This is a genomic window from Streptomyces sp. NPDC093221 (genome assembly GCF_044753885.1).
GTDB lineage: Bacteria > Actinomycetota > Actinomycetes > Streptomycetales > Streptomycetaceae > Actinacidiphila.
Genome location: NZ_JBIVOA010000011.1, coordinates 183201 through 196784, shown reverse-complemented (window position 1 = coordinate 196784; position 13584 = coordinate 183201). Strand labels below are relative to the sequence as shown.

11 protein-coding genes are annotated in these 13584 nt (G+C 72.1%); 3 read left to right on the top strand and 8 right to left on the bottom strand.

Annotated elements, in window-relative coordinates; all coding sequences use genetic code 11:
- Positions 1-21 precede the first annotated feature (21 nt).
- From ACIQCJ_RS32110 to ACIQCJ_RS32100, 3 genes are all read left to right on the top strand, one after another.
- Entirely contained in the window at positions 22-1290 is a 1269-nt protein-coding gene (locus tag ACIQCJ_RS32110; RefSeq protein WP_402713316.1) for an ABC transporter substrate-binding protein, read from the top strand.
- A 116-nt stretch (positions 1291-1406) separates the two neighbouring features.
- Positions 1407-2519, top strand: a complete 1113-nt coding sequence (locus tag ACIQCJ_RS32105; protein ID WP_402713314.1) for a glycoside hydrolase family 15 protein — start codon at positions 1407-1409, stop codon at positions 2517-2519.
- Complete coding sequence (locus ACIQCJ_RS32100) at positions 2516-4750, top strand: TIM-barrel domain-containing protein (RefSeq protein WP_402713312.1); 2235 nt, start codon at positions 2516-2518, stop codon at positions 4748-4750. The genes ACIQCJ_RS32105 and ACIQCJ_RS32100 overlap by 4 nt, the downstream gene beginning before the upstream one ends.
- Positions 4751-4850: 100 nt before the next feature.
- On the opposite strand, the gene ACIQCJ_RS32095 is transcribed toward ACIQCJ_RS32100, so the two are convergent.
- From ACIQCJ_RS32095 to ACIQCJ_RS32060, 8 genes are all read right to left on the bottom strand, one after another.
- Positions 4851-6650, bottom strand: a complete 1800-nt coding sequence (locus ACIQCJ_RS32095) for a glycoside hydrolase family 2 protein (protein WP_402713310.1) — start codon at positions 6648-6650, stop codon at positions 4851-4853.
- Between the two features lie 65 nt (positions 6651-6715).
- Entirely contained in the window at positions 6716-7330 is a 615-nt protein-coding gene (locus tag ACIQCJ_RS32090; protein ID WP_402713308.1) for a hypothetical protein, read from the bottom strand.
- A gap of 9 nt (positions 7331-7339) precedes the next feature.
- Positions 7340-8176 carry a carbohydrate ABC transporter permease gene (locus tag ACIQCJ_RS32085; protein ID WP_401719931.1) on the bottom strand — a complete coding sequence of 279 codons (837 nt, stop codon included), beginning with the start codon at positions 8174-8176 and terminating at the stop codon, positions 7340-7342.
- Entirely contained in the window at positions 8173-9144 is a 972-nt protein-coding gene (locus tag ACIQCJ_RS32080; protein ID WP_401307964.1) for a carbohydrate ABC transporter permease, read from the bottom strand. Before ACIQCJ_RS32080 ends, ACIQCJ_RS32085 begins: the two co-directional genes overlap by 4 nt.
- Positions 9141-10475, bottom strand: coding sequence for an ABC transporter substrate-binding protein (locus ACIQCJ_RS32075; protein ID WP_402713305.1), 1335 nt, complete (start codon positions 10473-10475; stop codon positions 9141-9143). Before ACIQCJ_RS32075 ends, ACIQCJ_RS32080 begins: the two co-directional genes overlap by 4 nt.
- A gap of 143 nt (positions 10476-10618) precedes the next feature.
- Entirely contained in the window at positions 10619-11347 is a 729-nt protein-coding gene (locus ACIQCJ_RS32070) for a cupin domain-containing protein (RefSeq protein ID WP_402713303.1), read from the bottom strand.
- Positions 11341-12261, bottom strand: coding sequence for a PmoA family protein (locus tag ACIQCJ_RS32065; protein WP_402713301.1), 921 nt, complete (start codon positions 12259-12261; stop codon positions 11341-11343). The genes ACIQCJ_RS32070 and ACIQCJ_RS32065 overlap by 7 nt, the downstream gene beginning before the upstream one ends.
- A complete protein-coding gene (locus ACIQCJ_RS32060) occupies positions 12258-13406 on the bottom strand; it encodes a Gfo/Idh/MocA family protein (RefSeq protein WP_402713299.1) in 1149 nt (382 codons plus the stop codon). Before ACIQCJ_RS32060 ends, ACIQCJ_RS32065 begins: the two co-directional genes overlap by 4 nt.
- Between the last annotated feature and the right edge of the window lie 178 nt (positions 13407-13584).

Genomic DNA, 13584 nt, shown 5'->3' with positions numbered 1-13584 from the left:
CACCACCCCGAGGAATCCGCCATGCGCACCCGCCACATCACCCTCGCCACCGGTCTCGCGGCACTGGCCCTGACCAGTGCCTGCTCCCAGGGCTCCGCCACCAGAACGACCTCGGACAACGGTGTGACCACCGTCCGCTACATGACGTTCTCCTCCGCCCCCGACCACACCAAGGACCTCGACACGATCGTCGCCGCGTTCGAGAAGCAGTACCCCACCATCAAGATCCAGGTCCAGGCCGTCCCCTACGCCAACTACGCCACGACGCTCCAGACCTCGATCGCCGGCGGCACCGCGCCCGACACCTTCGAACTCGACCAGCAGAGCCTGGTCACCTACGCCTCCTCCGGCGCCCTGCTCGACCTGACGGACCCCGCCGCCGAGGAACCGGCCTACAAGGCGTCGGCGTACGCCCCGGCCAACCTCGAAGCGGCACAGTACAAGGGCAAGCAGTACGCGCTGCCGGAGTCCTTCTCCACCGTGGTCCTCATCTACAACAAGGACCTCTTCGCCAAGGCCGGCGTCCCCGTCCCCACCGCGGACTGGACCTGGAAGGACGAGCAGGCCGCCGCGCTCAAGCTCACCGACCGCGCCAAGGGCGTATGGGGCGACTACCAGCCCATCAGCTTCAACGAGTTCACCAAGGCCCTCGACCAGGCGGGCGGCTCCTTCTTCTCCGCCGACGGCGCGAGAGCGACCTTCGACAGCCCACAGGGCGTCGCCGCCGCGAGATGGCTGATCGGCAAGAACAACCGGACGATGCCCGACGCCGCGAAGAGCGCGAGCACCCCCGACTTCGACACCAACCTCTTCAAGGCCGGCAAGCTCGCCATGTGGCACAACGGCAACTGGCAGTTCAGCGCCCTGAAGGACGTCCCCTTCGGCTGGGACGTGGCCGTCGAGCCCGGTGACACCCACAAGGCCAGCGCGGTCTTCCAGAACTCCGTCGCCGTCTCCAAGGCCACCGCGCACTCCGGCGCGGCCTTCAAGTGGCTGAACTACCTGACCACGTCCGACATCACCGCGAAGACCCGCGTCGACTCCTCCTGGGAGCTCCCGCCGCTGTCCGACACCGGCAAGGTCGCCGGATACCTCACCGCGGGCAAGCCGGCCAACCGCCAGGCCGTCTTCGACTCCCTGAAGAACCAGGCCGCCTCGCCCGTCATCGCCAAGCAGCAGCAGATGCAGGACATCATCAACAACGCCCTCACCAACGCCGCCGCCGGCCGGACCGACGTCGCCAAGGCGCTGTCGCAGGCGGCCGCGCAGGTCACCGCCCTGCTGAAGTGAGACTTCGGGCGCCCGCGGGAGACCTGACACTCACGCGGGCGCCCGAACCCCCCGCTCCCCGCACCCCTCCGCCACACCCGGCGACACCCGTATCGCCCGCTTAGGAGACACCAGCCTTGTCCACCTCCACGACGCAGTCACCCGGCCACGCGCGCCTCGCCCGCCGCAGCCTGGAGGTGATCACCGCCCATCAGGCGGCCTCCGGGGCGTACCCGGCCTGCCCCGGCTACGAGGTCTACCGCTACTCGTGGTTCCGCGACGGCTCGTTCGTCGCGGAGGCCGCATCGCGGTACGGCGCGACCGGTTCCGCCGACGCCTTCCACCGGTGGTGCGCCAAGGTGATCACGGACCGCGCCTCCCGTATCGAGCGGATCATCGCCGTACGGGCGGCGGGAGGACAGCCCGCCGAGGCCGATCTGCTGCCCACCCGGTACACCCTGGACGGCGCGGACACCGGGGACGTCGGCTGGTGGGACTTCCAGACCGACGGCTACGGCACCTGGCTGTGGGCGCTCACCGAGCACCTGCGCCGGCACGGCGGCGACCCCGCCCCCTACCGCGAGGCGATCCGCCTCACCGTCGGCTACCTCGCCGCGACCTGGGACCTGCCCTGCTACGACTGGTGGGAGGAGTCCAAGGAGCACCGGCACGGGGCCACGCTCGGCGCCATCCGCGGCGGCCTCGCGGCAGTCGGCGCGGCAGGGCTCGACACGGCGGGGCGCTGCGGACCCACGGTCACCCGGATCGACGCCCTCGTCCGCGAACAGGGCCTGTACGGCGGCGGCCTGGCGAAGTGGCTGGGCGGGGCGGCGGTGGACGCGAGCCTGCTGGCCTGCCTGACCCCGTTCGGCTCCGTGGACCCGGCGGGACCGGTCGCGCGCGCGACGCTCGCCGCGATCGAGCGCGACCTGGTGGAGCCCGAAGGCGGCGTGCACCGCTACCTCCAGGACGTCTTCTACGGCGGCGGCCAGTGGCCCGTGCTCGCCGGGCTGCTCGGGTGGCACTACGCACGCGTCGGCCGTACCGGCGACGCCCTGCGCGAGCTGGAGTGGATCGCCTCGCGGTCCACTGCCGACGGACTGCTGCCGGAACAGGCCCCGGGCGTACGCCTGCTGGCGCCGGAACACCTCGCGGAGTGGGAGGAGCGGTGGGGGCCGAACGCCACCCCGCTGCTCTGGTCCCACGCCATGTACCTCATCCTCGCCCATGAACTCGGAGTCTCCGTATGATCCGCCACCGTCCGCACGGCTCGGGCCACCCCTACGAGCCGACCGACGACCAGCGCGTGCCCGTGATCCCGTCGGCGGGTGAGCCGTTCGAGGTACGCGCCTCCACCGGAGCCGATGTCGAGGCCGTGGTGTGCGAGTGGGACGCCGGTGACGGCGTCACCGCGCTGACCGCCGCCGTCGAAGGCGGCACCGACCCGGCCGGTGACAACGGCGGAGACTCGGACAGTCACCTCGCGGCGGCCGCGAGCGGGCGCGGCGACCGTACCCGCTGGGTCGTCCACCCCGCCCCGCTCGCCGAGGGCACCGCCGCCCGCTACCGCTTCGTGGCCACGCACCGCGACGGCCGCACCCGTGCCACGTCCTGGCACACCGTCGCCCCCGCGGTGTGGCGCGAGGGGGCCGCGCTGCTGCGGGTCACCGCGGACACCGGCCGACTGGTCGAGGGGTCCGCCTCCAGGCTTGTGGCCGCCGACGGCACGGTGCTGCGGGTCCGCTTCGCGCTGCGGCTGGCGCCCGACGCGCATGTGGTCGGCTTCGGCGAGCGCTACAACGCCGTCGACCAACGCGGACACACGCTGGACGCCCAGGTCTTCGAGCAGTACAAGGGGCAGGGCTTCACCACCCGTACGTACCTGCCCATGCCGTTCGCGATGGTGCTCGGCGGGGACGGCGCGGACAACTGGGCCTTCCACGTCCGCACTTCGCGGCGCACCTGGTACGACATCGCGGCGAGCGACCCGGACCTGCTGTGGATCGAGGCGCAGGCCCCGCCGGACGGCGCGGTCGAGACGGTCTGCTTCGGCGGCGCGCCCCACGAGTTGCTGTCCGCCTTCCTCGACGAGGCCGGACGCCCCGAGGAACTGCCCGACTGGGTCTTCCGCCTGTGGGCCAGCGGCAACGAATGGAACACCCAGCAAAGGGTGATGGCCGAGATGGACCGCCACCGCGACGAGGACATCCCGGTCGGAGCGCTGGTCATCGAGGCGTGGAGCGACGAGGCGACCTTCACCGCCTTCCGGGACGCGCGGTACCCGGTCACGGAGGACGGCGCCCCGCACCGCCTGGCCGACTTCACCTTCCCGCCGGACGGCGCCTGGCCCGACCCCAAGGGCATGGTCGACGAGCTGCACAGCCGCGACATCAAGGTGCTGCTCTGGCAGATCCCGCTGATGAAGACGCGCCCGGCGCCGCGCGGCCAGGCCGCCGCCGACGCCCGCGCGATGATCGAGCACGGGTACACCGTCATGGAGGAGGGCGGCACGCGACCCTACCGCAACAGGGGCTGGTGGTTCCCCCAGGCGCTGATGCCGGACCTGACCCACCCCAAGGCACGCCAGTGGTGGCTCGCCAAGCGCCGCTATCTGGTGGAGGAGGTCGGCGTCGACGGCTTCAAGACCGACGGCGGCGAACACGCCTGGGGCGACGACCTGCGGTACGACGACGGCACGACGGGCGCGCTGACCAACAATCTGTTCACCGTCGAATACCCGCGCGCGTACGGCGAGTTGCTGCGGGAGTGCGGCAAGGCGCCGGTCACCTTCAGCCGTGCCGGGTTCACCGGCTCACAGAACGCGGGCGTCTTCTGGGCGGGCGACGAGGACTCCACCTGGGACGCCTACCGGCACTCCCTCACCGCCGGCATCACCGCCTCGGCCTGCGGCATCGTCTACTGGGGCTGGGACATCGCCGGGTTCTCCGGGGACGTCCCGGACGCCGAGCTGTACGTCAGGGCCCTCGCGGCGTCCTGCTTCATGCCGATCATGCAGTACCACTCGGAGTACAACCACCACCGGCTGCCGCTGCGCGACCGTACGCCGTGGAACATCGCGGACCGCTCCGGCGACCCGCGCGTGCTGGAGATCTCCCGGACGTACACCCACCTGCGCGAGCGGCTGGTGCCGTACCTGGCGCAGGAGACCCGCACCGGTCTGGCGCAGGGGAAGCCGCTGATGCGCGGGCTGTTCTTCGACGATTTCCGGGACCGGCGCATCTGGGACTTCCCCGACCAGTTCCGGCTCGGCTCCGCGCTCCTGGTCGCCCCGGTCACCGAGCCGGGCGCCACCGGCCGTGAGGTCTATCTGCCGCACGGCGACTGGGTCGACGTCTGGACCGGGCGGACCCACACCGGCGGCCGGGTCGTCGAACGGGCCGCGCCGCTGGACCTCATCCCCGTGTACGCGACCGCCGACCGATGGGCCGACCTGGAACCGGTCTTCACGACCGGCGGCTGACCGACGCCGCAGAACGGTGGCGCACCCGACGCCTGCCCCGACGCCGCCCCGGCTCCGGCTGAGCGGCGTCGGGGCAGGCGTCGGGGCGGCGCCCTCCGTCTCATCCGAGCGTCCGCGGCCGTCCCACGATCGCGCGCACCGTCTCCGTCGGCACCTTCGGCTCGCGCTCCGCCGTGAGCAGGCCGTTGGTCTCCTGGAGGGTGTCGGTCAACTGGGTGTAGCAGAAGCCGGCCAGGCCGGAGTCGACGGCGGCGGTCACCAGGGCGTCGAGGCGCGCGGTGAAGTCCTCCTCGGTGGCCACAGTGTCGTACCCGAACCAGTTCTCGCCGTCGGCCGGTTCGAAGGTGGCGCCGCCGAATTCGCTCAGCACCACCGGCTGGCCCTGGTGGCGTACGCCCTCCAGGGTGAGCCGCTTGCCCGCGGGCCACCGCTCGGTGAACGCGCCCTGGCGCAGGGCCGCGTGGCCGTAGCGGTCGGCCAGGACCGAGGCGTGCTGGGTGTAGTCGTGGACACCCCAGATGTCGGCCGCCGACAGCTCCCAGCCGTCGTTGGAGACGGCGGGCCGGGTCGGGTCGAGCGCCTTGGTCAGGTGGTACAGCGCGTCCATGAAGTGCCGCTGCTCCGGCACCAGCGCCGGATTCGGCACCGACCAGGACTCGTTGACCGGGACCCAGGCGACGATCGCGGGATGGCTGAGGTCCCGGCGGATCGCCTCGGTCCACTCGTGCGCCACCCGCTCCACGGTCGGCGCGCCGAACACGTAGGCCGACGGCATCTCCTCCCAGAGCAGCAGGCCGAGCCGGTCGGCCCAGTACAGGAACCGCGGGTCCTCGATCTTCTGGTGGATCCGCAGCCCGTTGAGCCCCAGTTCCTTGGCGAGTTCCACGTCCCGGCGCAGCGCCTCCCCGGGCGCGGCGAGGTGGGACTCGGGCCAGTAGCCCTGCTGGAGCGCCATGCGCAGGAAGTACGGCCGGTGGTTGAGCAAAAAGACGCCGTCGTCCCAGCCGAGGTCGCGCAGGCCCAGGTAGGAGGAGACCTGGTCGAGGCGGGCCCCGTCGGCGGGGTCGGTGACCGTCACGGCGGCGTCCACCAGGTGCGGCTTCTCCGGGCGCCACAGCAGGTCGTCGAGGTCCTGGCCGTGCCGCAGCGCGGGGACGGAGATGTCGAAGGCGGTCTCCTGGCCCTCGGTACGGATCCGCTGCTCGGCCAGCACCCGCTCGCCGACGGTGAGGCGGACCGTGAGGTCGCGCGGGCCGCGCGGCCAGCGGCTGAGGCGGACCCGGCAGCCGACCCGGGCGTGGGCGACGTCGGGCAGCCAGTGCAGGACGGTGACGTGCTCCTCGGGGACCTCTTCGAGCCACACCGGCTGCCAGATCCCGGTGGTGCGCTCGTACCAGATGACGTGCGGGTCGCGCCGCCAGTCCTGCTTGCCCCGTGGCTGCGCCGCGTCCAGCGGCTGGTCCTCCGCGCGGACCACGAGCACATGCTCGCCGTCGCCGTCGAGAACGTCCGTCAGGTCGCAGGTGAACCCGGTGTGCCCGCCCTCGTGCCGCCCTGCCGGCCGCCCGTCCAGCCACACCTCGGCGCGGTAGTCCACCGCGCCGAAGTGCAGCAGCAGGCGGCCGGAGGCGGGCCGGCGCAGATCGAGGGAGCGGCGGTACCAGACCACCGGGTGGTGGCCGGTGTCGTGGACGCCGGACGCCTTGGACTCGGGCGGGTACGGGACGGTGATCGTCGTGGTGAAGGGCTCGGTGACCGCCGGGTCCATCCAGCGCTCGGCGCGCCCGGTGTCGGCGTCGTCGTGGGCGAAGAGCCAGGGGCCGCACAGGTCGTGCCAGTCGGGGTCGCGGACCAGTTGCGGCCGGGGGTGACCGGCCGCGTCGAGGTGTGTGTGGGGCATGGGGGAGTGCTCCGGAGGTGAGTCTTGACGGATGGCAGGACGCGGGCGGCGGGCGGGTGCGCCGGTCAGCGGTCGTACGGGTCGGCGGGGCGCCGCACGTCCACGGCGGTCGCGGCGAACGCCAACGGGCCGGGCAGCAGCGGCAGGAGGACGGGCATGGCCCACAGCAGCAGCGCCGCCAGGACGACGGCTCCGGCCAGCAGGGCGGTGCCGCGCGGGTCGGCCAGGGAACGTGCCAGGGCTTCCCGGCCCGAGAGCCGGTGCGGTCCGTTCAGGGCGACCGCGCGCAGGCCGACGGCCGCCGCGCCGAGGGCGAGCAGCATCAGGACCGGCGCCATGAGGGCCGCGCCGGGCAGCCCGGAGCGCAGCAGTTCCTCGTCGAGCAGGAACAGCACGGCGAACGCGGGCGGCACCAGGCCCTTGAGCAGCGCGGGCAGCGTCAGCCGGGCTCGTGCCTCGGCCGCCAGGTCGCCGAGCCGGACCTGCACGCCGTTCGCCGCGGTCCGGCGGAACACGGCGCAGGCGGCGGAGAGCGCCGCCGGGGCGGTGACCACCGGCAGGCAGGCCACGGCGGTGACCACGCCCACCAGCAGCATGTCGGCGAAGAGGGTGAAGCCGGAGCCGAACACCTCGCCCGGCTCGCGGTGGGCCCGGCGGGAAACGACGGGTGGGTGACTCATCGGTCCTCCTCAGCTCTTCAGTCCCGAGGTGGCCATGCCCTGCACCAAATAGCGCTGGAACACGAGGAAGAACAGCACGATGGGCAGCACGGAGATCACCGACATGGCGAACATGGGCCCGTAGGCGGAGGTGCTCGACTGGTCGACGAAGCTCCGCAGCGCCAGCGTGATGGTGGCCTTCTCCGGCGAGAGCAGGTAGATCATCTGGGCGAAGAAGTCGTTCCAGGACCAGATGAACGAGAAGATCGCGGTGGTGATCAGCGCGGGCCGGCTCAGCGGCAGGACGATGTGGAAGAACGAGCGGAACGGGCCGCAGCCGTCGATCCTGGCCGCTTCCTCCAGGTCCCTGGGCAGATTGCGCATGAACTGCACGATGAGGAAGACGAAGAACGCGTCCACCGCGAGGAATTTGGGCAGGATGAGCGGCCAGTAGGTGTTCATCATGCCGAGCTTGTTGAAGATGATGTACTGCGGGATCAGCACCACGTGCTGCGGCAGCATCAGCGTGGCCACGGTGAAGGCGAACATCGGGCCGCGCATCCGGAACCGCAGCCGCGCGAAGGCGTACGCGGCCAGCGAGCAGGACGTCACCGTGCCGATCACCGAACCGAGGCCGATCAGCATGCTGTTGCCGAGCAGCCGGGTCACCGACACGCCCGAGACACCGTCGAGCGCGGTGGTGTAGTTGCTCCACTCGAAGTGCCGGGGCCACAGATCGACGCTGGTCACCACCTCGTCGGCGGGCTTGACGGACGTCACCAGCAGCCAGAGCAGCGGGTAGAGCAGGGCGAGCAGCGCGATCAGGGCGACCGTGTGGGGCAGCCGGCGGCGCAGGGTCAGATTCATCGTTCCGCCTCGTCCGCGTAGAACACCCAGGACCGGGAGGTCTTGAACAGCACCGCGGTGACGGCCGCGATGGCGAGCAGCATCAGCCAGGCCATGGCCGAGGCGTAGCCCATGTGCGAGGCGGTGAAGCCGCGCTCGTACAGATAGAGCGTGTAGAAGAGCGTCGAGTCGGCCGGTCCGCCGTTGCCGCCGCTGACGACGAAGGCGGGCGTGAAGACCTGGAAGGACTGGATCACTTCGAGCACCAGGTTGAAGAAGACCACCGGCGAGAGCATCGGCACCGTGACGGACACGAACTGCCGCCAGGCGCCCGCCCCGTCGAGCGCCGCCGCCTCGTACAGCTCCGGCGAGATCTGCTGGAGACCGGCCAGGAAGATGACCATGGGGGCGCCGAACTGCCAGACCGTCAGCAGCACCACGACGTAGGTCGCCAGATGCGGATTGCCGACCCAGCCGCCGATGTGGATGCCGAAGGTGCCGAGGACGTTGTCGATCGTGCCGCCGTCGTTGAACAGCGCCCGGAACACCAGCGCGATCGACATGCTCGCGCCGAGCAGGGACGGGGCGTAGAACGCCGACCGGTAGAAGCCCCGGCCCCGGCTGCTGAGCCGCTTGAGCAGCATCGCGGCGCCCAGCGCGAGGGCCAGCTTGAGCGGGACGGCGATCACCACGTACTTCAGGGTGGTCAGGACCGACCGCCAGAACCGCGGGTCGGCGGTCAGCATCTCCGAGTAGTTGCGCACGCCCACCCAGTGCGGGGTGGAGAGCATGTCGTAACTGGTGAAGGAGAGATAGAGGGAGACCGCCATCGGCACCAGGGTCACCGCGACCGCGCCGATCATCCACGGGGTGAGGAACACATACGCGGGCCAGCGCGCCTCCCGGCCGCGGCGGGTGCGCCGGTCCGGTCCCGGCGTGTCCTCGGGCCGCCCGGCGGCCTCGGCCGTCTCGATCCGCGCGACGCTCATGACTCCAACTCCTGCTTCGCCTGGACGACCAGCTCATGGGCCGCCTTCGCGGGCGACGCCAGGCCGAACTCCACCCGCTGGTACTCGCGGACGAAGGCGCTCTGGATCGCGACGTCACCTCTGGGAGGTGCGGACGGCGGCGGCCGCACGCCGTACTTCTGCATCACCTCGTCGAACTGCCAGACCTTCAACTCCGGTCCTGTCAGCTTGCTGTTCACCTCGGCGGCGATCTTCCGATTGGGCGGCTGGGAGCGGGTGACGCCCAGAATGTTCCCCGCCTGCGGGTCGTTGAGGAGGAAGTTCATCAACTGGGCCGCTTCCTGCGGGTGTTTCGAGTGGGCGCCGATGCCGATCAGCATCGTCGGCTTGAAGTACGACCCCGCCTTGCCGTCGATGGTGGGCACCGGCGCGAAGCGCATCGCGTGCCCGGTCGGGCTGGTGAAGCCGGTGAAGGTCGCGTCCCAGGAGTAGTCCATGGCGTCCAGACCGCGGCTGAAGGCGCTGATGCCCGTCGCGTCGGCCTGCGCGCTGTCCTTGGCCGAGACCACCGCCCCCGCCTTCTGGAGTTCGTGGAAGAAGGTCCAGAAGTCGGCGAGGTCCTTCTCGGTGTAGCCGAGCTCGATGGGGCTCGCGTAGAGCTGCTTGCCGTGGCTGCGCAACCAGTCCTCGAAGACGTCCTCGTTGCTCCCGCCGTCGTTGCCGCCCGCCACGGTCCGCCCGTCGGGGGACTTCAGCTTCAGCCCGGCGATCCTCGCACTGGCGTCGGCCCAGTCCTGCCAGGTCCACGAGGGCTGCGGCGCCGGGACACCGGCGGTGTCGAAGACGTCGGCGTCGTAGACGTAACCGGTGATCCCGCGGCCCATCGGCAGCGCGTACTGCTTTCCCGCCAGGTAGCCGGTGCGCACCAAGGACGTATCCATCTCGGCGGTGTCGAGGGTGCCGTCCTTGACGTACCGGTCCAGGGGAAGCAGCGCGCCGCCGGTGGAGAACTGGGAGATCTGGCGGTAGTCGAGCTGCGCCAGGTCCGGTATCCCGCCGCCCGCGGCCTGGGTGGACAGCCGCTGCTTGTAGGAGCCGAAGTCGGCGTTGGACATCTGGACGCTGATGTCCGGGTGCGCCTTCTCGAACAGGCGCACCGCCTTCTCGGTACGGGCCTGGCGTTCGTCGTTGCCCCACCAGGAGAAGGTGAGGGTGAGGTGACCGCCCGAGGCGCCGGAGGCGCCGCAGGAGGTGAGCGCGGCCAGCAGAACGGTGCTGCAACCGGCGGCGACCGCCGTGGCGACCGCTCGGCGGCGGAGGAACCGACGCCGGCCGCTTCGGGGCTCGGGCATGGTGGCCTTTCCGGGGTGGGTGGGTGGGTGGGTGGAGCGGTGGCACGAGGCGCCCGCCGCCGCACGGGGGCTGGGAACGGCGACGGGCCGTTCGGCTCACCCGTCGTGGGCGGACGCCGAGGGGCGGGGACGGGCCGTTCGGCTCACCCGTCGTGGTAGACGTCGAGACGGCCGCACATCCCGAACCGTCCGGTCGCGGCGGGTCCGCTCGCGTGGGTACGGGCGTCGGCCAGATGGCGCGCGTCGCCGTCACCGAGAGCGGCCAACTGGTCGTGCGTGGCGGTCACCGCCGCGTGGGCGCCCTCGCGCCAGCGCCGCTCCCAGTCGGCCAGGCGTGGCCGCACCAGCTCGGCCGCCGCGCGGTGGAAGGCGGCCAGCGGCTCCGGATCACCCGCGGCGAGCGCGTCGCGCAGATCGAGGAAACGGCGGGTGGCGAGGTCACGGCGGGCCCGCGCCGCGCCGACCAGCTCCCGCTCGCTCCCACTCGTCGGCAGCCGGACCGCCGCCGCGTACACCTCGGGGTCGGTCAGCCGGTCGGGGGGCAGGGTGAGGACGGCGTCGCCCGCCTCGGGGAGTCCGCCGTTCTGCATCACGACGGTGATCCGCAGCCCGCCCTCGTTGACCAGCCGGTGGATGGTGCCGGGGGTGAACCAGGCCACGGTGCCCGCGCGCAGCGGGGTCTCCTCGAACCCGGAGGCGGTCAGGGTCTGCACGGCGCCCTCGCCGTCGGTCACCACGTACCCCTCGCTGCACGTCAGATGGAGGTGCGGGGTGCCGCCGCCCGGCCTGCCGTCCACGGTCGGCCAGTCGTAGACGCTCAGCCGGGAGACCGCGACCGCCCCGGGGAACCCGTCGTAGCCCGCCGTCACCACGGGTGCCGCTCCAGATGGGCGGTGACCGCCGCACGGTCCCAGGCGCCGTCGGCGACATGGACGCGGTACGTACGGTCCAGGACCTCGCCGGGCGCCAGGACCAGCTCCTCGTGGAAGGCGAAGGACGGGGCGACCGCGGCGAACGGGTCGGTGCGCACGAACCAGTGCGCGGGGTGGGTGCCCTTCTCGCCCGCGTGGTCGTTGCCCGGCGCGTGCTCGAAGACGACGGTGGCGTGTCCGTCGCGTCCGTCGTGCTCGCCGCTGTAGGCGAGCCACGGCGCCTGCTCACCCATGAGGTCGCGCTCGGCGCTGTCGCCGTCCGCGGTGAAGGCGTGCCCGTCGCGGAAGGCGCGCGGCCCGCGCCAGAACAGCCCGGTGTAACCGGCGTCGGGCCGCCCGGCGGTGGTGGGGCTGCCGAACCGCAACGGCTCGGCGCGCCGGTTGGTGACGGCCGAGGACCAGGTCAGGGTCCAACTGCCCTCCTCGGCGGTGACCTCGATCCTGCGGTCCTCCTCGGCCCAGAGCGAGCCGTCGTACGGGTGCCAGGTCAGGCGCTCGGCGATCACCACGCCGTCGGGACCCGCCGACACCTCGTCGAAGCCGACGTGCGCCATCGAGCCGATCCGCTCGGGCAGCGCCACGTACCCCTCGCCGTGCACATACGTGTTGCCGCCCCACAGATTCTGACCCGACAGGTGCGAGGCGGTGAGCTGGAGGCCCTTGTGCCAACGGTGGTCGTTCGGGCGGTAGTCGGTGACCAGACCACCGCCGAGGGTGCGGATCGGGTGGAGGTACGGCTTCGGCGCCTCCCAGGCGGCCTCCGGGCGGTACACGTAGGCGAACAGCTCGGTACCGGTGGCCCGGTGGGTCACGGTGATCCGGTCGTCGTGGACGTGGGTCAGCGACAGCGTCATGCGGCCTGCTCCTCCTCGCGGGCGCCGACCGGCAGCCGGTCGGGTTCACCGCCGTGCATGGCGGCGTAGAACGGGTCGTCGGGGCCGATCTCGCCCGCCCGGACGGTGGCGTCGGTGAAGGCGGACTTGTAGAGCGCGGCGGTGAACTCCACGATCCCGCGGCCGCCTTCGCCGCCGGTCGGGTGCGGGGTTCCGGCCCGGATGTCGGCGACGAGGGCGCGTAGTTGGGCCAGGTGGGAGCTGGGTTCGTCGGGGCCGAAGTCGTTCCAGGCCCGTGCCGTCCGCGCCGGGACGCCGGGGGCCGGGGTGATCCGCCAGTCGGCGTTGCGGTAGCCGTAGAGATGGGTGAGCTCGACGGTCGCCAGCTCGCAGTCGATCCGTATCCGGCTGACCTCGTCGGGGCTGAGCACGCTGTTGACGACAGTGGCGACCGCGCCGCTCGCGAACCGGACCTGGGCGGTGGAGACGTCCTCGGTCTGCACGTCGTGCACCAGCCGGGCGGCCATCGCGCGGATCTCCCGCCACGGGCCCAGCAGGTCGAGCAGCAGGTCGTTCTGGTGGATGCCGTGCCCCATGGCGGGACCGCCGCCCTCGGTGTCCCAACGGCCGCGCCACGGCACGGCGTAGTAGTCCGCGCCCCGGTACCAGGTGGTCTGGCAGTGCGCGACCAGCGGCCGTCCGAAGGCCCCCTCGCGCAGCAGTTCGCGGACGTGGCGGGCGCCGGAGCCGAACCGGTGCTGGAAGACGAAGGCCGCGGTCGGGGCGCCGGGGCCCCGCTCGGCGGCGGCCGTCACCGCGTCGTAGTCGGAGAGCGAGGGGCACGGCGGCTTCTCGCACCACACATGGGCGCCGGTCCGCAGCGCGGCGACGGCCTGCTCCCGGTGGAGCGAGGGCGGCGTGCAGAGGACGACCAGGTCGGGGCGCACCTCGCCGAGCATGGTGTCGAGGTCGGTGAAGGCGCCCGGCACGGAGAACTCCTCGGCGGCGGCGCGGGCCGCCTCCTCGGCGACGTCGACCACGGCGACGATCTCCACCGAGCCCTCCGCCGCCACAGCGGCGAGCGCGGGCAGGTGACTTCCTCGGGCGATGGATCCGGTGCCCACCACGGCGGTGCGCAGCGGGAGATTCGGGCGGTGCGGGGACATGCGGGCCCTCTCGTGAGGCTGGCGTACGTCACGGGCGGTGGCGCGGAAACGGGCTGTCCGGCCGCCGCTCGACCGCCGGGGGCGCGACGGCGGTCCGCCACGCGCCCACGGCGTCCGGGCGCACGCAGACCCCGGCAGGGTCGGCCAGTGGTTCCTTCGCCCGGCTGTTCCAACGTTG